Annotated in this window: 21 protein-coding genes; 8 read left to right on the top strand and 13 right to left on the bottom strand. The window is 58.7% G+C overall.

Annotation, left to right across the window (positions count from 1 at the left end; genetic code table 11):
- Positions 1-21: 21 nt before the first annotated feature.
- Genes T9A_RS00335 through leuC form a run of 3 tightly spaced genes read right to left on the bottom strand, consistent with a single transcriptional unit; the run spans position 22 to position 2,572 of the window.
- Positions 22-462 (bottom strand): hypothetical protein, encoded by a 441-nt coding sequence (locus T9A_RS00335; protein ID WP_035244137.1) that lies wholly within the window; start codon positions 460-462, stop codon positions 22-24.
- 42 nt (positions 463-504) lie between these two features.
- Entirely contained in the window at positions 505-1,143 is a 639-nt protein-coding gene (gene leuD / locus T9A_RS00330) for a 3-isopropylmalate dehydratase small subunit (RefSeq protein WP_035244135.1), read from the bottom strand.
- 10 nt (positions 1,144-1,153) lie between these two features.
- Entirely contained in the window at positions 1,154-2,572 is a 1,419-nt protein-coding gene (gene leuC, locus T9A_RS00325) for a 3-isopropylmalate dehydratase large subunit (protein WP_035244134.1), read from the bottom strand.
- 159 nt (positions 2,573-2,731) lie between these two features.
- On the opposite strand from leuC, the gene T9A_RS00320 reads away from it, so the two are divergent.
- Positions 2,732-3,607 carry a LysR family transcriptional regulator gene (locus tag T9A_RS00320; RefSeq protein ID WP_084573342.1) on the top strand — a complete coding sequence of 292 codons (876 nt, stop codon included), beginning with the start codon at positions 2,732-2,734 and terminating at the stop codon, positions 3,605-3,607.
- Positions 3,608-3,611: 4 nt separating this feature from the next.
- Here T9A_RS00320 and T9A_RS00315 read toward each other — a convergent pair whose 3' ends face one another.
- The 3 genes from T9A_RS00315 to prmB all read right to left on the bottom strand — a co-directional run bounded on the left by T9A_RS00315 (position 3,612) and on the right by prmB (position 7,107).
- A complete protein-coding gene (locus tag T9A_RS00315) occupies positions 3,612-4,766 on the bottom strand; it encodes an MFS transporter (protein WP_035244132.1) in 1,155 nt (384 codons plus the stop codon).
- Between the two features lie 258 nt (positions 4,767-5,024).
- On the bottom strand, positions 5,025-6,110 hold the full coding sequence (aroC, locus tag T9A_RS00310) for a chorismate synthase (protein WP_035244130.1): 1,086 nt from the start codon (positions 6,108-6,110) through the stop codon (positions 5,025-5,027).
- 70 nt (positions 6,111-6,180) lie between these two features.
- A complete protein-coding gene (gene prmB / locus T9A_RS00305; protein ID WP_084573341.1) occupies positions 6,181-7,107 on the bottom strand; it encodes a 50S ribosomal protein L3 N(5)-glutamine methyltransferase in 927 nt (308 codons plus the stop codon).
- Positions 7,108-7,330: 223 nt separating this feature from the next.
- Between prmB and T9A_RS00300 the strand changes: the two genes are divergently transcribed.
- From T9A_RS00300 to T9A_RS00280, 5 genes are all read left to right on the top strand, one after another.
- Complete coding sequence (locus T9A_RS00300; RefSeq protein WP_035244128.1) at positions 7,331-7,711, top strand: hypothetical protein; 381 nt, start codon at positions 7,331-7,333, stop codon at positions 7,709-7,711.
- Complete coding sequence (locus tag T9A_RS00295) at positions 7,708-8,187, top strand: EVE domain-containing protein (RefSeq protein WP_035244126.1); 480 nt, start codon at positions 7,708-7,710, stop codon at positions 8,185-8,187. Before T9A_RS00300 ends, T9A_RS00295 begins: the two co-directional genes overlap by 4 nt.
- Before the next feature lie 174 nt (positions 8,188-8,361).
- Positions 8,362-9,657 (top strand): ammonium transporter, encoded by a 1,296-nt coding sequence (locus T9A_RS00290; RefSeq protein WP_035244124.1) that lies wholly within the window; start codon positions 8,362-8,364, stop codon positions 9,655-9,657.
- Positions 9,654-10,271 (top strand): hypothetical protein, encoded by a 618-nt coding sequence (locus T9A_RS00285; protein ID WP_035244123.1) that lies wholly within the window; start codon positions 9,654-9,656, stop codon positions 10,269-10,271. Before T9A_RS00290 ends, T9A_RS00285 begins: the two co-directional genes overlap by 4 nt.
- A gap of 101 nt (positions 10,272-10,372) precedes the next feature.
- The gene (locus T9A_RS00280) at positions 10,373-11,701 is read left to right on the top strand and encodes a dicarboxylate/amino acid:cation symporter (protein ID WP_035244122.1); all 1,329 of its coding nucleotides are present in this window, start codon (positions 10,373-10,375) and stop codon (positions 11,699-11,701) included.
- Here the strand turns inward: T9A_RS00280 and T9A_RS00275 are convergent.
- Positions 11,686-11,895 carry a hypothetical protein gene (locus T9A_RS00275; protein ID WP_035244118.1) on the bottom strand — a complete coding sequence of 70 codons (210 nt, stop codon included), beginning with the start codon at positions 11,893-11,895 and terminating at the stop codon, positions 11,686-11,688. The genes T9A_RS00280 and T9A_RS00275 overlap by 16 nt on opposite strands.
- A gap of 101 nt (positions 11,896-11,996) precedes the next feature.
- On the opposite strand from T9A_RS00275, the gene T9A_RS00270 reads away from it, so the two are divergent.
- Entirely contained in the window at positions 11,997-12,797 is an 801-nt protein-coding gene (locus tag T9A_RS00270; protein ID WP_035244116.1) for an SDR family NAD(P)-dependent oxidoreductase, read from the top strand.
- Between the two features lie 168 nt (positions 12,798-12,965).
- On the opposite strand, the gene T9A_RS00265 is transcribed toward T9A_RS00270, so the two are convergent.
- From T9A_RS00265 to T9A_RS00240, 6 genes are all read right to left on the bottom strand, one after another.
- Positions 12,966-13,475: a DUF2505 domain-containing protein gene (locus T9A_RS00265; RefSeq protein ID WP_035244115.1), complete on the bottom strand. Its 510-nt coding sequence runs from the start codon at positions 13,473-13,475 to the stop codon at positions 12,966-12,968.
- The gene (locus T9A_RS00260) at positions 13,472-14,560 is read right to left on the bottom strand and encodes a GGDEF domain-containing response regulator (protein WP_035244114.1); all 1,089 of its coding nucleotides are present in this window, start codon (positions 14,558-14,560) and stop codon (positions 13,472-13,474) included. The genes T9A_RS00265 and T9A_RS00260 overlap by 4 nt, the downstream gene beginning before the upstream one ends.
- On the bottom strand, positions 14,553-15,506 hold the full coding sequence (locus T9A_RS00255; RefSeq protein ID WP_035244113.1) for a hypothetical protein: 954 nt from the start codon (positions 15,504-15,506) through the stop codon (positions 14,553-14,555). The genes T9A_RS00260 and T9A_RS00255 overlap by 8 nt, the downstream gene beginning before the upstream one ends.
- A 289-nt stretch (positions 15,507-15,795) precedes the next feature.
- Positions 15,796-16,257, bottom strand: a complete 462-nt coding sequence (locus tag T9A_RS00250; protein WP_035244112.1) for a MaoC family dehydratase — start codon at positions 16,255-16,257, stop codon at positions 15,796-15,798.
- A 108-nt stretch (positions 16,258-16,365) separates the two neighbouring features.
- Positions 16,366-17,214 carry an alpha/beta fold hydrolase gene (locus T9A_RS00245; RefSeq protein WP_035244111.1) on the bottom strand — a complete coding sequence of 283 codons (849 nt, stop codon included), beginning with the start codon at positions 17,212-17,214 and terminating at the stop codon, positions 16,366-16,368.
- Positions 17,214-18,026 carry an alpha/beta fold hydrolase gene (locus T9A_RS00240; protein ID WP_035244110.1) on the bottom strand — a complete coding sequence of 271 codons (813 nt, stop codon included), beginning with the start codon at positions 18,024-18,026 and terminating at the stop codon, positions 17,214-17,216. The genes T9A_RS00245 and T9A_RS00240 overlap by 1 nt, the downstream gene beginning before the upstream one ends.
- A 244-nt stretch (positions 18,027-18,270) precedes the next feature.
- Here T9A_RS00240 and xthA point away from each other — a divergent pair, with 244 nt between their 5' ends.
- Positions 18,271-19,086: an exodeoxyribonuclease III gene (gene xthA, locus T9A_RS00235; RefSeq protein WP_035244109.1), complete on the top strand. Its 816-nt coding sequence runs from the start codon at positions 18,271-18,273 to the stop codon at positions 19,084-19,086.
- Positions 19,087-19,089 lie beyond the last annotated feature (3 nt).

The raw sequence follows: 19,089 nt of genomic DNA, 5'->3' as shown, positions 1-19,089 counted from the left end.
TCTGAACACTTGATCTATTGCTTAAAAGTTTTTGCTTACCAGCACATCGTCAGGTGCCGAGGCCTTGACCAGCTCCAGAGTGTAATCACCCTTATTGCCGGGAGATGGTTTCACCCGCACCTGGTAAATGCCCTTTTCTTCAAAGGTATGGCGGAATTTTCCGAACCGCAGGATGCCGCCCTGGTCGGCAAACACTTCCACGGAACGCTCGCCGGCATCAATAAACACCGACTCCACGCCGCCCTGCTCGGAAATCCGGTCACCGTCGACCTTGAAGATTTCCGCCTTGGCAGAGCTACTGGTGGGCATCTGCCAACCACCGCCGCCATCACCCTTTGCAGCTACGGAAAGCTGGTTGTCCACACTCAGTTTGGCCGCATCACCCGCGTCCGGTTCGTTGTACATGCCGGTCGCACAACCGGCCAGAGTCAGTACTGACAGCAAAGATAAAATTCGCAACATGTGTCGCCTCCTTGTTTTTTCTTTTAATGGTCCCGGACTCTGTTACTGGAAAATCCAGGGTTCCCGCTCGGCGCGGCGTGCTTCATAGGCTCGAATGGTCTCTGCCTCGTTGAGCGTGAGGCCGATTTCATCCAGACCGTTGAGCAGACAATGCTTGCGAAACTCATCAATCTCGAACGCCAGCGGCTCCCCGCTTTCCGGGATCACCTGCTGTTGCTCCAGATCAATAGTGATTCGGAAGCCTTCCTTCCCTTCCACCGCTTTGAACAGGGCTTCCACGTTATCCTCAGACAACACAATGGGCAATAACCCGTTTTTGAAGCAGTTGTTGTAGAAGATATCCGCAAAGCTCGGTGCAATGATGGCCTTGAAGCCAAAATCCATCAGTGCCCAGGGAGCATGTTCACGGCTGGAGCCACACCCGAAGTTGCGACGGGTAAGCAGAATGCTGGCGCCCTGATAACGGGGCTGATTCAGCACAAAGTCTTCGTTTTTCGGGCGCTGGCTGCTGTCCTGGCCAGGAAAACCCTCATCCAGGTAGCGCCATTCATCAAACAGATTCGGCCCGAAACCGGTACGCTTGATGGACTTGAGAAACTGCTTGGGGATGATCTGGTCGGTGTCCACATTGGCACGATCCAACGGCGCGACCAGCCCTTCCTGACGAATAAACTTTTCCATGATCTGCTCCTCAGGCCTGGTCGAGTTCGCGAATATCCACAAAATGGCCCGCCACCGCAGCGGCCGCGGCCATGGCCGGACTCACCAGATGCGTGCGGCCACCATTGCCCTGACGCCCCTCGAAATTACGGTTGGAAGTGGACGCACAGTGTTCACCGGCTTCCAGGCGGTCAGGATTCATGGCCAGGCACATGGAGCAACCCGGCTCCCGCCATTCGAAGCCAGCTTCAATAAACACCTTGTCCAGACCTTCCTTCTCGGCCTGCTGCTTGACCAGACCGGAGCCCGGCACCACCAGCACTTGTTTGACGGAATCCGCTTTTTTGCGGCCCTTGGCCACCTCGGCTGCGGCTCGCAGGTCTTCAATGCGTGAGTTGGTACAGGAGCCGATAAAGACCCGGTCGACCTTGATATCTGTGACCGGAATACCTGGCTTCAGCCCCATGTACTCGTAGGCGCGCTGCATGCCAGAGCGCTTCACTTCATCGCTCTCGGCCTGCGGATCCGGCAACATGGCATCTACCGGCACCACCATCTCCGGACTGGTGCCCCAGGACACCTGCGGACGGATATCCGCCGCATCAATATTCACTTCCGCGTCGAATTCGGCATCCGCATCGGACACCAGGGTTCGCCAGTAATCCACCGCCTTGTCCCAGTCCTCACCTTTCGGCGCGAAGGGGCGACCTTCCACGTAATCAATGGTGGTCTGATCCACCGCTACCATGCCGGCACGGGCACCAGCCTCAATGGCCATGTTGCAGATGGTCATTCGCCCTTCCAGGGACAAGCCGCGAATGGCGCTGCCGGCAAATTCGATAGCATAGCCGTTGCCGCCAGCGGTACCGATGATGCCGATGATATGCAACACCACATCCTTGGCGGTGACAGCGGGACTCAAATCCCCTTCCACGGACACCCGCATGTTGTTCATTTTTTTGGCCACCAGGGTCTGGGTCGCCAGCACATGTTCAACCTCGCTGGTGCCGATACCATGGGCCAGACAGGCCAGCGCGCCATTGGTGGACGTATGGGAATCACCGCAGACCACGGTCATACCGGGCAGGACGGCACCCTGCTCCGGCGCCATCACGTGAACGATGCCCTGGCGTACATCACCAATACCGAATTCGGTAATGCCAAATTCGCGAGTGTTGTCCTGCAGAGTCTGTACCTGGATCCGGGAGGTCTGATCCACAATTTCAGCGGCCGACTTGAATGGCGTGGTCGGTACATTGTGGTCGATGGTGGCCACACTGGCGCCCGTACGCCAGGGTTTACGGCCGGCCAGGCGCAGGCCTTCAAACGCCTGGGGCGAGGTCACCTCATGGATGATCTGACGGTCAATATAGATCAGCGCGGAGCCATCCTCACGCTCGGTGACGAGATGGGCGTCCCACAATTTATCATAGAGGGTTTTGCCGGCCATGTTTCTCTCCCTGCGTCGCACTGCAGCAACTTCATCATTGCGACTGGTTTGTCAATAACGATTAATGTAGGGTTCACCCACCAATAAATCCAATTCATATTTTTCATTTTTAAGATAACCAATTATTATCTCGCAACCGAACAACTGGATGCCCCGGTAATGATAGACACACCGACCCTGAGCGCCTTCATGGGAGTGGCTGAAACCGGCTCGTTTTCTGCCGCCGCTGAGCGCCTCTACATCACGCAGCCTGCCATCAGCAAACGCATCGCCCTGCTCGAACAGCAGCTTGGCGCCCGTCTCTTTGATCGGGTGGGCCGTCAAATTCAGCTTACCGAAGCAGGTCGCTCCCTGCTGCCACGGGCCAGGCAGGTGCTGATGGACGTGGAAGACATGGCTCGGGCCATCCACGACCTGTCCGGCTCGGTCACCGGCAAATTGCGCATTGGCACCAGCCACCATATCGGCCTGCACCGCCTGCCGCCGGTGCTGCGTCAGTTCTCCCGGGACTACCCGCAAGTGGAACTGGACATCCATTTTATCGATTCGGAAGAAGCCTGGGAGGGAGTGCTGCACGGGGAACTGGAAATGGGTGTAGTCACCTTGCCTCCACAGCCGGATGAGCGTCTGCAAAGTGATGTGATCTGGCGCGATCCGCTGGTGTTCATGTGCGCGCCGGAACACCCGCTGGCCAAGGTGGACAATATCACCCTGGAAACCCTCACCGGCTACAGCGCCATCCTGCCGTCACCGGTCACCTTTACCCGCGGCATCGTGGAGCGGCTGTTTGACGAACATAATCTTAAGCTCAATATCGCCATGTCCACCAACTATCTGGAAACCATTCACATGATGGTGTCCATCGGCCTGGGCTGGAGCGTCCTGCCTGCCACCATGGTGGATGGCTCGGTGGTGGAATTGGCCGTGGATGTACCGTTACCGGAGCGGGAGCTGGGTGTGGTGATTCACCCTGCCCGCACTCGCTCCAATGCCGCCAGGGCGTTTTTGCAGGCGCTGGAGGCATCCGGCCTGTAACTGCTTAAGCGGTTGAATCGCCGGAACGGGTAACGCCGCCCACGATAAGCAACATGGCCGCCAGCACGGCGGCCAGCGCCGCGCCGAAAAACAGGTCCACTCCCCACTGCTGCCACAGCAAACCGGACAACCCGGCACCCGCCGCCCAGCCTGCGCCAAAGCCCAGGCTGGAATACAGGGCCTGTCCCTGACCGCCCAGTGACGCCTCAAACTGCTTGTGCACCCAGGCGATGCTGGCCGCATGAAAGCTGCCAAAACTGGCCGCGTGGAGCAGCTGGGCAAGCGCCAGCCATAACAACGAATCGGCTACCACACCAATCAGCAGCCAACGCAGGGCCGCCAACAGCAGACTGGCCACCAGAATCCAGGGAATAGAGAAACGCCGCATCAGCCGATGCATGACCAGAAACAACCCTACCTCCGCCAGTACACCCAGCGCCCACAGGCTACCCACCACGAACTTGCTGAATCCCAGATCCTGCAGATAGATGCTGTAGAACGTGTAGTAAGGCCCATGGGAGAGCTGCATCAGAAAAGCGGCCACCAGAAACAGGGAAACGGCCGGACGTCGCAACACGCTCCACACAGATGGCCCACCCTGTTCCCGATGACGCACCTCCCCGTCACCCGCCGGCAACGTCAACGTACCCAGCCACAACAGCCACAACAACGCGCTCAATACCCAGGGCAGCAGATCAGTACCCAGCCGGTCCAGCGCCTCGCCAAGCACCAGTACCGCCAGGATAAACCCCACTGAGCCCCACAGGCGCACAAGACTGTAGCGGTGAGACTGACGCCCCAGAGACTGCAAGGTGAGGACTTCAAACTGGGCCAGTACCGCGTTCCAGAAGAAACTGAACGACACCAGCAGTGCCGCCATGGACCAGAACTGATGGATCCAGAACACCGGCAGGAACACTATCGCCGCAAGCAGGTTTCCGGTCCGGATGATACGCAGGCGCTGGCCGCTCCGATCCGCCAGCCAACCCCACAGGTTAGGGGCACCAATTTTGGTCAGCTGGGGAATGGCCATCAGCAGGCCGATGGCGGCAGCGCTGAAACCCAGATCCTTCAGGTACAGGGACCAGTAAGGCACCAGGGTGCCCAGTAGTCCGAAATAGAGGAAATAGAAGCCTGACAATCGCCAGTAGTAAGGCATTAGGGGCTGAACCTTGGCGTGGCGGTTAAATGAATGGAAGGCCGGACGTCTGATGTCGGACATCCGGCGCTAAATCAAACCTGCCGTAGGAGCGTCGCTGGCGGCGCGATCAAAGGCGTTGAACAGCAATGTAACCACAGAGGTCGCCGAGGAAAAGACTGGTTTTTTCTCTGTGTACTCTGTGCCCTCTGTGGTGAAAATGCTTTTGATTGCGTGTCATCGCGCCGCCAGCGAAGCATCCTACGGATGGTCAGGCATTTAAATCGGCGGAAATGGTGGCGTCACATCGCCGTTCTGCGCCCGATGGCGCAGGCAATGGTCCATCAGCACCAGGGCCAGCATGGCCTCGGCAATAGGAGTGGCCCGCACGCCCACGCAAGGATCGTGGCGCCCCTTGGTAACCACTTCAACCGGGTTCCCTTGCAGATCAATGCTCTTGCCGGGAATCAGGATGCTGGAAGTGGGCTTGAGCGCCATGGCCACACGGATGGTCTGCCCGGAGCTGATACCTCCGAGCACACCGCCGGCATGGTTGCTGAGGAAGCCTTCCGGGGTCATCTCATCACGATGTTGCTCACCGCGCTGATTGACCACTGCAAAGCCGTCGCCTACTTCCACACCCTTGACCGCGTTGATGGACATCATTGCCTTGGCCAGATCCGCGTCGATACGATCGAACACCGGCTCGCCCCAGCCCGGCGGCACGCCGTCGGCAAACACTTCCACCCGTGCACCGATGGAAGAGCCATCCTTGCGCAGCGCATTGATGAGAGCTTCCAGCTCCGGCACCTTGCCTGCATCCGGGAAGAAGAAAGGATTGCTGTTTACGGTAGACCAGTCGAATTGCTCCGCTTTGACCTCACCGATTTGAGTACAGCCCCCATAGATGCGAATACCCAGTGTCTGCTCCAGATACTTGCGGGCAATGGCGCCGGTCGCCACGCGCATGGCCGTTTCCCGGGCCGATGACCGCCCGCCGCCGCGGTAATCGCGGAAACCGTATTTCTGCGTATAGGTGTAATCCGCATGCCCGGGCCGGAAGGTGGTGGCGATGTCGGAGTAGTCCTTGGACTTCTGGTCGGTGTTTTCGATCAGCAAGCCGATGGACGTGCCGGTGGTCTTGCCCTCGAACACCCCGGAAAGGATCTTCACCTGATCCGGCTCACGACGCTGAGTGGTGTAGCGGCTGGTGCCTGGCTTGCGCCGGTCCAGCTCCACCTGCAGGTCTTCCTCGCTGATTTCCAGCCCCGGCGGGCAGCCATCCACGATGGCCCCCAGTGCCAGGCCATGACTCTCACCAAAGGTGGTGATGCGAAAACGTTCACCAAAACTGTTGCCGGACATGCGGATCCTCAAAAAAGCATTGGGCCATTGCATCTCCCCTCACCTGCCCGGTAAAAGGAGCATCAACGGCTCAGGAAGAAAACTGTTCGCGGTATTCTAGCAGCTGTTGACGGGTAAGCATGAATACCCCGTGGCCACCACGCTCGAATTCGAACCAGAAGAAAGGCACCTGCGGCCACTGATTGACCATGGCTTCCCAGCTATTGCCCACCTCCACGATCAATACCCCGTGCTCGGTAAGCTTATCAGGGGCCTCACTCAGCAGGCGGCGGGTAAAATCCAGGCCGTCATCGCCGGAGGCCAGTGCCAATTCCGGTTCGTGGCGGTATTCATCCGGCAGGCTGGCCATATCCTGTGCATCCACATAGGGCGGATTGGAGACGATCAGGTCATAGGGGCCATCCACCTGGGCTAGGCCATCGGAATGCAGGGCTTTCACCTGCCCTTCCAGGCCATGACGGCGAATATTGTCTTCACAGACGGCCAGAGCTTCTTCACTGATATCACTGCCGTCCACGCGGGCATGGTCAAACGCGTAGGCACAGGCGATGGCGATACAGCCGCTGCCAGTGCACAAATCCAGCACCGCATGGACCTGCTCCGGCTCTACCCAGGGGGTGAAGGATTGCTCGATCAGCTCTGCCAACGGCGAGCGGGGAATCAGGACGCGTTCGTCCACGTAAAAGGGCAACCCGCAAAACCAGGCTTCATGGGTCAAATAAGGTACCGGAACCCGGTCATTCACCCGACGACACAGCAAGCCCAGATAGTCACTGATTTCAGAAGGCAACAAGCGGGCATCGAGAATGCGAGGATCGCCATGCAACGGCAGAGACAAGGTGCTCATCAACAGCGCCAGCGCCTCGTCCCAGGGGTCATCATTACCGTGACCAAAGAAAACCTCACCGGCACGCAGGGCACTCTCACCAAAACGCAGACAATCCCTGACTGTGTGCAGGGCGGTAACGGCTTCTTTCTGTTGTTGCGGGCTAATCACGGCATCCTCCTCAAGCAGGCGGCGAAGATTAGCACAAAATCCGCCATGAAAGCCTGTAGAGGGTAACTTGTTGGCCTGCCAGCAGGCATGGCTGTTAACCTGCAAATGGTGTCGGTTAGCAGCAATGTCGGCATAGGAAAATCAAGTGCCATCATTTCAGCGACAGCAGCATTGCGTATAAGATGCGCTCACGCTCTCTGGCAGGCTGTTGAAAAGGATTAGTATGACCGCAGTTACGGTGTTCCAAGACGGCCCTTTTACCTTGGTGGATTTGAAGAACGGCACCCTGGTCGACATGAGCGTGGAACTATCGATCTATCGACAGCGACTGACCCTGTTCAACATGAATCTCCAGCGCAAACAGCTGGCAATCTATGTGGGTCGCATCTGTGGGCTCGACTTTACCGCCTCCCGCTATGCCTGCGGCGAAGACTTCAAGCAAATTACCGAGGCCAAAGTGCTGGTACTGGAAAGCATACTCAACCGTACCTTTGCCAACATGATGCTGACCCTGAACAAACCGCAATTCCCGGTCTACGTGTGTGCGAGCCTGGCAGAGGCCAAGGCGTGCCTGCTGGAAAAACACCCCCGGGAGGAACAGTGAGCGCGATCTGGTTATTGAAAACCGAGCCCGACACTTTTTCCATCAATGACCTGCAGGCCTGTCCTGGGGGCACCAGCGGCTGGGACGGAGTGCGCAATTACCAGGCTCGCAATCGTGTGCGCGACGAGATGAACGAAGGTGATTGCGTGCTGATCTACCACTCCAGTTGCGCACAGCCCGCCATTGTCGGTGAAGCCTGTGTGGTCAGTGCCCCCTACCCGGACCCCAGCCAGTTTGATCTCGACTCAGGGGGGTTCGACAATCGCAGCAGCCGCGAAGAACCGCGCTGGTATCAGGTGGATATCCGTTATCTGTGCACGTATCCGCAGCCCCTGTCGCTGAAAACCCTTCGCCAGTACGCGGAGTTTGCGGATATGGAACTGGTTGTGCGGCCACGCCTGTCAGTACAGAAAGTCACCGAACGTCAGTTTCAGCGCATCCAGCAACTCTGCATGCCAGAAAGCGCCAGCGCCTGACCAGCAAGCGAACCAGTGCAGTGCACAGCATCGCACCAGCGCAAGACTGCGCCCCAAAACCGCGCAGGCAGATACGAAAAAAGCACGACACACCCCCATAATCCCTTCCGTGGCCGGCTTGGCACAGCGGTTGCAATTGCCCCTTCGTCACTACTAACGAATGGGATTCATACCATGCCACAGCGCCGTTTACCCTGGTTTGCCTTACTGCTACTCCCCGGCCTGGCCAGGGCGGATTCGCTCAGCGCCGTTGATACGGTCTGGATTGCCGTGGCTGCCGCCCTGGTTTTCTTCATGCAAGCGGGCTTCGCGCTGCTGGAAAGTGGCATGAGCCGCGCCAAGAATGCACTGAACGTGGTGATGAAAAACTACATGGATTTGTGCGTGGGCACCCTGGTGTTCTGGGGTGTGGGGTTTGGCGTGATGTTTGGCACCAGCAGCACCGGCTGGTTTGGCGAAGACCAGTTCATGCTCAGCCACGCCGACGGCAGTACCTGGGCCATGCTGCTGTTCCAGATCATGTTTGCTGCCACCGCTGCCACCATCGCTTCCGGCGCCATGGCAGAACGCACCCGTTACGTGGGCTACCTGTGTGGGGCCATTGTCATTACCGGGCTGATCTATCCGCTCTACGGCCACTGGGCCTGGAACAGTGAGGGCTGGCTGGCCAAGCTCGGCTTTATCGATTTTGCTGGCTCCACCGTGGTGCACAGCATCGGCGGCTGGTGTGCCCTGGCCGGAGTGTTGGTGGTTGGCCCACGACTGGGCCGCTTTGACCGTCACGGCCAGCCCCGGACCATCCCCGGGCATAACCTGTCCTACGTGGCTCTGGGTGGCTTTATACTCTGGTTCGGCTGGTTCGGCTTCAATGGCGGCTCCACCCTGGCTGCCAGCGTGGATATTGCCAAGGTGAATCTGAATACCCAGCTCGCTGCCGCCGCCGGTGCGGTGGGCAGCGTGATCTACCGCATGGTCAGCCGCCGACCGATTCTGTTGACGGAAACCGTCAACGGCAGCCTTGCAGGTCTGGTGGCGGTTACCGCCGGCTGCGCCGTGATGACACCGGGCTTTGCTGTCCTCACCGGCCTGGTCGCCGGTGCGCTGGCGGCCTTCGGGGCGAGAATGTTGCTAGCGTTACGCCTCGATGATGTGGTCGGCGCGGTGCCGGTGCATGCCTTCGCCGGTGCCTGGGGCACCCTGGCCGCTGGACTGTTCTACGATGGTGACCTGTTCAACCCGGAACGAATTACCGTACAGCTGCTGGGCATCGTGGTTGCATTTGGCTGGGCCTTCTTCACCGCCCTGGTGATGTACATGCTGGTGTCCTTGCTCACAGGCCTGCGAGCCCCTGCTCTGCATGAACAACGCGGCCTGGACCTGAGCGAACACGCAGAAAGTGGCTATCCGGAGTTTCCCCAGAACACGCTTTATAACAGTGAGCTGACCCGCTCGGCGGAGTCTCGTCCATGAGTCAGGAGCTGCAACGTCGACGGCGCGCCATTGCCACCGGGCTGACGCCCTACATGAACGAACCTCTCTTGCTGGAGGCGATCAGCCTCTGGCAACAAACCTATGCCGAACGCCCTCGCTTTTCCCTGCAGGGCTTTGTCAGTGAGTTGTGTCAGATGTTCGACCTGGGGGAGCGCCGGCATCAGATCCATATGAGCCTGGTGCAGGCCATGACACTGTCGGAGCAGGAACTGGCCGACGATCCGCTGGCCGGAAGCGAGGAAAACCCCGCCCGGGAGCACCCCTGCAGCCAGGCGTTCGAGCAGATCATGCGCTCGCTGTGGGAAGGCATTGGCGCCCGTGCGGCAAGCCAGTTGCGGCTGGACATGGCCGCCCAGCTGCGCAGCAATCAGGTCGGGGCGGAAACCCGGCTGACCATGGAATACTGGCTGCAAGCTCCGGAACGCCCGCTGGCCCCACTGACACTGGCCGCCCTGCGCGATCAGCTCAACCGTACTTATGTGCTGTTGTGCGAAAGACTCGGACCGGTGGAAGCCGACCAGCAACTGAAGGCGGCCTATCAGAACGCCCTGCAAACCCGCATTGACCCGACGGCATTGCGCCAGCTGCTGTAGAAGGGTTCCTGCCATTTCAGCCATGTGACACCACCGAGGATCAGGTAGTCTTGTAATCCTGTTCGCGCGTTGAGCCATAACAACAACCGATAGGGAACACCATGAAGCTACACCACCAGATCTTTATTGCCATGCTGGCCGGCGCCCTGGTCGGCAGCCTGACCAGCGAGTCCACTACCCTGTTCGGGGTCCCGATACTGGCCGGTTACGACCTGGTAGGAAGTCTGTTCATCAATGGTTTGAAAATGGTGGTGGTGCCCCTGATTGTCACCGCCATCATCAATGGCATGACCAGCGTCGGCGACGGCAACAATCTGGGTCGAATGGGGCTAAAAACGGTAGCACTGTACATGACCACCACCGTGGTCGCGGTGCTGATCGGGCTGCTGACTGTCAATCTGTTCAGCCCCGGGGTCATCGACGGCCAACCGGCCCGGGACCTGCTTGGTCTGGCCAGTGATACCGAAGCGGTACTGGCTGGCATCGAAGGGCGAGGCGCCGGGGATTTCACCCAGATCCTGATGCAGATGCTACCCCCCAACCTGATTGCTGCCGCTGCCGATGGGCAGATGCTTGGCCTTATCGTGTTCGCCCTGTTGTTCGGCTATTTTCTGCGCACCGAACGCAATGATGCCGGCCGCAGTCTGCGAGATCTGATCGAGGGGATTTATCAGGTGGTGATGAAAATCACCATGCTGGTGATTCGTTTCACACCGCTGGGGGTGTTCGCCCTGATTGCCGCCACGGTGACCCGCACCGGCCTTGATGCCATCGAGCCGCTGGCCTGGTTTTTCGCTTCAGTGGTCGTTGCACTCACCCTGCATGCCTTTGTTTTCATGCCGGCATTGGTGTTTTTCCTTGCTCGCCGCTCACCGTTGCGGCACATCCAAGCCATGACACCGGCCCTGCTCACCGCGTTTTCCTCGGCCAGCTCCGCAGCTACCCTGCCGTTGACCATGGAATGCGTGCAGAACCGGGCCGGGGTATCACAACGAAGCAGCAGCTTCGTACTGCCACTGGGGGCCACCGTCAACATGGACGGCACGGCCCTGTATGAGTGCGTGGCCGCCATGTTTATCGCCCAGGCCTATGGCATGGACCTGTCGCTGGCGACACAATTCATGATCGTGATAACCGCGGTACTCACCTCCATTGGCGTGGCCAGTATTCCGGCCGCGTCCCTGGTGGCAATCACCGTGATACTGGCTGCCATCGGACTACCGGCGGAAGCCATCGGCCTGATTCTGGTCACCGACCGGCTACTGGACATGTTCCGCACCGCAGTGAACGTATGGGGCGACAGTGTCGTCACCGTAGTGCTGGCACGCAGCGAAGGGGAAGAACAGGTGCTGCAGAGGCCGGTAGCCGACGCAGAGAGAATGGCGCAGGCGGCAAGCGCCCACGCCGGACAAGGTCAGACTGACAAGTGATGGTCGCGGTTGTCCCAGTCACGCTTGATGGCCACCGCCGCACTGCCAACGATCGGCACCATGGCGGCAAATGCCAGCATGGCCGGGAACAGATTTTTCCCCTGATCGGCCAGACCGGCTACCATCAGCACGGTGAACAGAACAGCCACAACCAGAGCGAAAATGTCTTTACTGATACGAGAGATAGTAGTCATGGGTAACGCTCCTCTTAAATTGTTTTAGTGAACACATGTTAACTCACAAGAATGGAAAGTCAACACCTGTTCACTTTCAATGATTATTTCCCGGAGATCCCTTGAAACATCAGCCTACCCTGCTTATCAGCAATGCCTGCTCCGAACTTGGTCAGGCCCTGGTCAGTGACGCTGCAGAGCATTTTCGGGTTGCCCTGGCAGACGCGGATGGGCAACTCGGAAACCAACTTTGTGCCAACCTGCACGGCAATGGTCGAGAAGCGCTTTTCCTGGATTGTCTTCCCGGCAGCTCCCGCGACCGTCAACGGGGTGTAGAACGGGTGCTACGTCGCTGGCAACAGCTGGATACCGTGATTAACCTGCCCGCGCCACTGACCCTCGGCCCTTTCGAGGCGACCCAGACATCACACTGGCAGCGGGTTATGGATGAGCAACTGATGGATACGGTAAATCTGTGCCAGAGCGCGATCAGCGCCATGCACCGCCAGGAAGAAGGTGGCCGGATTCTCAATGTGGTACCGGAATACGGCATCCTGGCAGGGCCTCTGGCTGGCGCCCAGAGCGCTGCCAGCGCCGCCATCGTGGCCCTGGGAGAAAGCCTGCACAGTGAATTGCACAGTAGCGGTATCAGGGTGACCACCCTGGTGATCCCCCTGTATCAGGAGCAGGCCAGCAGCCTGTGCGCCACCGACCCGCTCAGCGACGCTCGCTTCCAGCGCAAGATTGCTCGCAGCCCGGTCACCCGAGAGGAGCTCAGCCAGCAGATCCTGGATGCCCTGAACAGCGGTAACGCCCTGCACATCGCCTCCGGCTATACACGGGCGAAATGGCGGCGCAAGCGCTGGTTCAGGAAACGCTGGGAGCGGGGATTGCGGGAGTTAGGGGCGAGGTATCGGCGCTAAGAGCAAAAGACTGGTTTCACCACAGAGGGCACAGAGGACATTGAGAAAGATCAAAAGCCCCGCCGTCCCTCGCCGCGCATTTCAGTGCCCGCGATAACATGGCAGTCATAGCCCGGTTTTCACTCAGTGTTCTCTGTGCACTCTGTGGTAAAAATTATTCCAGCCACGTCAGGCAAACTGTTCCACATAACGCAGTGTATGCCGGTAATCCCCTGCCAGAGCATCGTCAATTTTCGGCGCCACCAGATCCACCAGTTTCCTGCCCACCAGGGGAACCGATGAGGTGATTTCCACCTGGGTTTGCTGGATGGACTGGGACTCACCGTCGGCGTTGAGCTCCATGGTGCCACTGATTTTCAACGGCACATTGCCAAGCTGAAAGCGATAGCGGGCCTGATAGAAACCCGGCCGGCCGGTGGCTTGCCACAGGAATTCCGTCAGCAAATCCGCCTGACTTGGCAGCAAACGCCGCGCAAATGACGGTACCTTGTCGGTGCGAATCTGTATCGGCTGAACGATCTGTATCAGCAGACCTTCCCCGGTCTCCTGGAAGGCCTGGAAACGGTAGTCATTTACCTTGCCCCATTCGAATCGTTGTTCGAAATAGGCCTTGCTGGTGAGAATCTCATAAAGCCGGTCCACGCCGACAGGAAATTCCCGGTCAACCATTACCTTCATGCTGTCTCCTGACCCGCCGGCGTCTGCTCAATCAATTTCAACAGGGGCGCCAGCTGGCGTTTCAAGTCCGGCAATGCATTCACCACCACACGGGGCTTGCCAGCCCGCAACAGGGTGAGTGCCTGCTCTATGGTTATCGAAGGCGTCGTCAGGGCGGTGGCCAGAGGCTCATCGGGGCCATCTCTGACCACCGCCCCGGGCCCGGCCAGGCGCGCCTTGCTCATCTGTTCATCCAATACCGCCTGAACCTGGCGGGGCATCAGCCCGGTATGCGCAGTGGGCGTATGAATGACCACCGACAGCGGCAATTGCTGTGCCCGGCCGCGAAATTGGAAAGCCAGTTTCTCGCTGACCTTCAACGCCCGCTCGACAAAACGCTGGGCGCCTTTGGCTCCGGCACTGGGCAGCAGAATGGTAAATTGGGCCACGCTGCTTCTTGCCAGCGAATCTTCCTTACGTACCACTCCCCGCATCAATTGCGCCATTTTCATCAACACCATATCGGTTCTACGTTTACCGAGCTGTACGAAAAGTTGATTGAATTGGTAAATCTCCAGTTGCACAACCGATAGCGGGATCTGCTGACGACTGGCCAGCGCCAGCTCCTGGCGCAGGCGATGCTGCAGATAACGACGGTTACCGAGTCGGGTGAGCGGATCGATCATGGCCTGGCGGGCCAGTTCCTTGCGCTCACGCTGGTAGTGGGCATGGGCACGAGCACGGGCCAGAAGATCCGTGGAATTGAACGGTTTGCTGATAAAGTCCGTGCCGCCAAGACGTAGGGCTTCGCTGCGTGTTTCCTCGTCGTTCTCGGCACCGGTAACGATGATCACCGGCAGACCGGCAATGCCGTCATCGTCACTGGTGCGGATTTTTTTCAGTAACGTAAAGCCGTCCATCTCCGGCATCGCCAGGTCGGAAAAAACCACGCTGATGGTCGGGTTGTGGCAGATCATTTCCCAGGCTTCGACGCCGTTTTCCGCCACTTCGACACGAAATTCCCTGCCCAGCATCTTGTCAGCAGCAAGACGCATTACCTTCGAGTCATCGACAAACAGCAGCACCGGTTTGTTGTTGTTATCCATGTGGCTCCATTCCCTTTTTTACCACGGACAGCGCCCCTTTCAGGCCGGGCTCTCGCCCTCGCACATACCCGTAAAGCCGGGAATGACGCTGACAAAAATCCCCGCGCGCGATGGCAGGCAGATAATGTTCGTTGAGAAGATGCCCGGGGCGGTCGGCCAGGCAATAGACAGTGCCAGCGGTACTGTCCAGATGGGAAAGAATGCCGATCTGCGCCAGATAATCACGGCCGTTGGCAAAGTGTTCCACATAGGGCACCGGGTGACCGGCCGCAAGCGTCAGCTGCGGATCGATTTCCAGGCTGTCGGCCACCCCACCGATACAATAAATTTCCAGCTTCTTGACCAGTTGCCGGGCGCTCGGGTGACGCAGCAGTTTGCGCACGATATAGCTGGCAACAATGGTGCCCTGGGAGTGGCAGACCAGCACTACCTGATCATTATTTTCCAGTGCTTCCACCAGGATATTCAACGCCGGGCGCGACAGTTTGCCGTCCTTGCGCAGGGTACGAGCGGTAATCGACTCGGCCACATCGCGGATCAGTCCCCATGTAGGGGTATGGATCAGGTGCACCGGACGGCGAAAAATCCGCGCGATCTCGCTGGCATTGAGCAGCGCCACCGGCCCGGCCGTTCCCATGCCATTGATGAAGAACCAGCGCGAAGAGCGCCCTTCATGGGTGGTCCGCGGAGGATGGCAGACCAGGGTGCCCTGGCTGATGGACTCACGGGTGGCCGGCACCAGCAACTGCAAGAGCGAGAACAGGGCCTCACCGCGGCTTGAGTAGGATGACCAGGCCATTTCCGAGCGAACACCTGGCTCCCGGCCCAATGGTAGGACCATGCGGGGAATATCCGCTGCATGGGTCAGGCTAAGGCGCAGATCACGACGGATGGCAGAACGGTTGTCTACCAGACGGCGAAGCCATTGTCGGGGACGGTGCAACATTGGGAAGCCCTGATACGGGGTGGCGACAAATTCGCTCTAACACGAAAGTTCCCCTGTACAGTACGTCGAAATGCGCTATTTTGCCAGCAACAATAACGGCCAGCGCCACAACTCAACCTGAGCCAAATCAGTAGCTTATTTGATCAACCTTGTGTAGAACCCGAACTTTCAAAGCTGACATCAGTTATGTCTGTCGAGAGGAGTGTGCGATAAAAAAACAGGCCTGCCGTGCACAAAACGACAGACCTGACCAGGAGACCTTGTGATTCTCTCTATGGCGCTGTTTGTCTCAGACGAAGTACATCAGCAACCACTCGGCAACCAGTGCCGGCTTGTCCTCTCCTTCGATTTCCACCGTAAAGGCGAATTTCAACAACCACTGCCCTTCACGCTTTTCGGTGACCTCCAGCAAGGTGGCTACTGCTCGAACCCGCTTGCCCTCTTTCACCGGTGCCATGAATCGCAGTTTGTCGAAGCCATAGTTCATGGCCATTTTCATGCCTTTGGGCATCAAGAAGCCATCAATGGAGGCTTGCAGATAAGGCAGCAGCGACAGGGTCAGATAACCGTGTGCAATGGTGGTGCCGAAAGGGGTGTTCTTGGCCTGATCCGGATCCACATGAATGAACTGATGGTCCAGGGTCGCGTCAGCAAAAGCGTTAATTCTGTCCTGATCTATCTGGAACCAGTCGGACGCTCCCAGTTCCTTGCCCACGTAATCGGTCAGCGAGGCTACCTCAACCACTTTCATCGTAACGCGCTCCTTGAATACATTTTTCCTGAAGCTTAGCGAGCCTGGGCAAGGCAATACATGACCCTTTCAGGCAGTGGCCTGGACAGGTCTGGTGCTTTTGGTCAGTCAGCGGTTGTTGTCATCCAGAAAGGTATTGATTGCGCCTGCCACGACCTCCGGTGCTTCCATATGCAAATGGTGCCGACCCGCTAAACGCACCACGGAGGCGTCCGGCAACCAGTCCAGCCGGTGATCGAACATGCCGTTGCCGCCCATGCCCTGCTCACCGAGAATCAGGCAAACCGGTGCCTGAATGGCACGAACAAAACCCTCCACCTGCTCTTCGGTAAGCCGCAACGAGGAAGTCAGCCGCAGGCGGCTGTCCGCCCGCCAGGTCCAGCCATCGGTCACCGGCATCAGGCCACGCTCACTCAGCAACGCAGACGCCTCCCGGCTGAGTCCACCGAAGCCGCGGGTGCGTGCCTCAACCGCGTCGGCAATGTCCGTGTACACCGGCTTGCGCTTGTCTGCCAAAGCCATCATGTCATCCAGTGCCTTGCGCAGGGTGCTGGCCACGTCCTTACCGGGCGTGCTGGGCGGGCCCAATCCTTCAATCAGCACCAGCCGGGAGACCCGATCCGGAAACGCTGCCGCAAACAGGCAGGCAATCCCCGCCCCCATGGAGTGACCAACCAGTGTAAAGCGTTGCCAGCCGAGCTGATCTGCCACTGCCAGCACATCTCGCACATGATCCACCAGGTGGGTTACCACCCCGTCGGGGCGATGGTCCGAGTGACCATGACCGGAAAAATCCAGTGCCACCATGGGGCGTTGCCACTGCGACGCCAGCGGAATATAGGACGCGGCATTGTCCAGCCAGCCATGCAGGGCCAACACCGGCTCGCCCTCGCCGTCCCAGCTGAGGGCGGCCAGAGTCTGTCCGAAAACGTGAAATTTCTTCTCTTTTGCAGCCATTAACTCGCCTCCCCCTGTTGCAGCGTTTGCAGGGTTTCGCGAAACAGGGCCAGGGTCTGTTCAGGCTTCTCCAGTGGGTACATGTGCGATCCTTCCGCAATGCGATGGAGCATGCCGTGGCGGCGAACATGGCGCCGGGCACTGTCGAGAAACGGAGATGGCGACCCCTTGCCGGTGATAATCGCCCCGGGCACTTTCAGCCTGGGCATGCGTGTGGCAGCCGTGGGGGTATGTCGAAAAATGGCCACTTCCACCTCTGGGCGAAAACGCAATCGCCAGCCGCCCTCCCAGGGCTCCAGCCCCGCGCGCAAATAATCTGCCAGGCAACGTGGATCAAAGGCCCGGAACAGGCCGCGTGAGGAAAAATAGCTTTCCACGGCTTCCCTGTTCGGCCAGTAATCCAGCCGCCCCTTGCTCTTGCCCGCCGGTGTCACTCGATCAATCATGCCGGTCAGCTTCGCCGCATGCATCATCACCCCGTGCCAGCCATTCATCATCGGCGGGTCCAGCATGATCAGCGCGGAAAACCATTCCGGGCGGCGCTGGGCCACCAGGTACATGACTACCGACCCCAGCGAATGTCCGGCTCCAACCAGCGGCTTGGGCAGGGATTCGAGCCTGGCTTCCAGCTCCAGGCTGAGGCTATGCCAGTCCGCATCCACCGGGTAAGCCGGATTGTGGCCCAAGCGATCGATGATGATGACATCGAACTCGTCCGCCAGCGGTGCCAGAAAGGTGTCATAGCTATGGCCGGGAATGCCGTTGGCGTGGGCAAAGACCAGCGTCTGACGACCGGCGGAAACTGCTGACATGGTGTCTCCCTAAGTTGGGCACGAAAATAAAAGAGATCTCCTGAAACCGTGACTTCAGCGTAGATGCATGGCGTAAGAATTTTCTGTGGCGGCAAAGGCTTGCGTCAGGCGCCACGATGAAGTCACGGTTTCAGGAGACATCATAGCCGCAACTGTTCACCCCGGACCATGTCCGATAACGCCACAGAGTGGTCTGCCTTGGTCATCTTTTGTTGGTGTACAATGCCCGCACAAAGGAGGCTCCATGACCCTGATTTCATTCAACATCAATGGTATTCGCGCCCGTCTGCACCAGTTGCAGGCAGTCATCGATAAATATCAGCCGGCCCTGATCGGCCTGCAGGAAACCAAGGTTCACGACCCGGAGTTTCCCGAACAGGCGGTTCGAGACATGGGCTACCACCCCTACTATTTTGGCCAGAAAGGCCACTATGGCGTGGCACTGATTACCCGCGAACCGCTGGAATCGGTTCAGTACGGCTTTCCCTCCGATGATGAAGACGCCCAGCGTCGCATGATCATTGGCACCCTGCGTCATTCCGATGGCTCTGCCATTACCGTGCTCAACGGCTATTTCCCCCAGGGCGAAAACCGCGAGCACCCGCTCAAATTTCCTGCCAAGGAAAAGTTCTACCAGGACCTGCAGAACTACCTGGATAACCAACAGCAACCCGACCAGCAGGTGGCCGTCATGGGGGATTTCAATATTTCCTCCACCGACCTGGACATCGGCATCGGCGAAGCAAATCGCAAGCGCTGGCTACGCGAGGGTAAGACCAGCTTTCTGCCCGAAGAACGGGAATGGTGGCAGCGCCTGATCGATTGGGGGCTCACCGACACCTTCCGGCACCAGAACCCGGAAACTGATGACATCTTTTCCTGGTTCGACTATCGCTCCCGGGGCTTCGAGCGCGAGCCACGCCGGGGCCTGCGCATCGATACCGTCCTGGCCACAGCCCCGCTGCTGGAAAAACTCGATACCACCGGGGTGGACTATGACCTGCGTGGCATGGAAAAACCATCAGACCACTGCCCGGTATGGGCCAGGTTTCGCGGCTAACCC

Source organism: Alcanivorax jadensis T9 (assembly GCF_000756655.1).
Taxonomy (GTDB): domain Bacteria; phylum Pseudomonadota; class Gammaproteobacteria; order Pseudomonadales; family Alcanivoracaceae; genus Alcanivorax; species Alcanivorax jadensis.
This window is presented reverse-complemented; position numbering and strand designations above follow the sequence as displayed.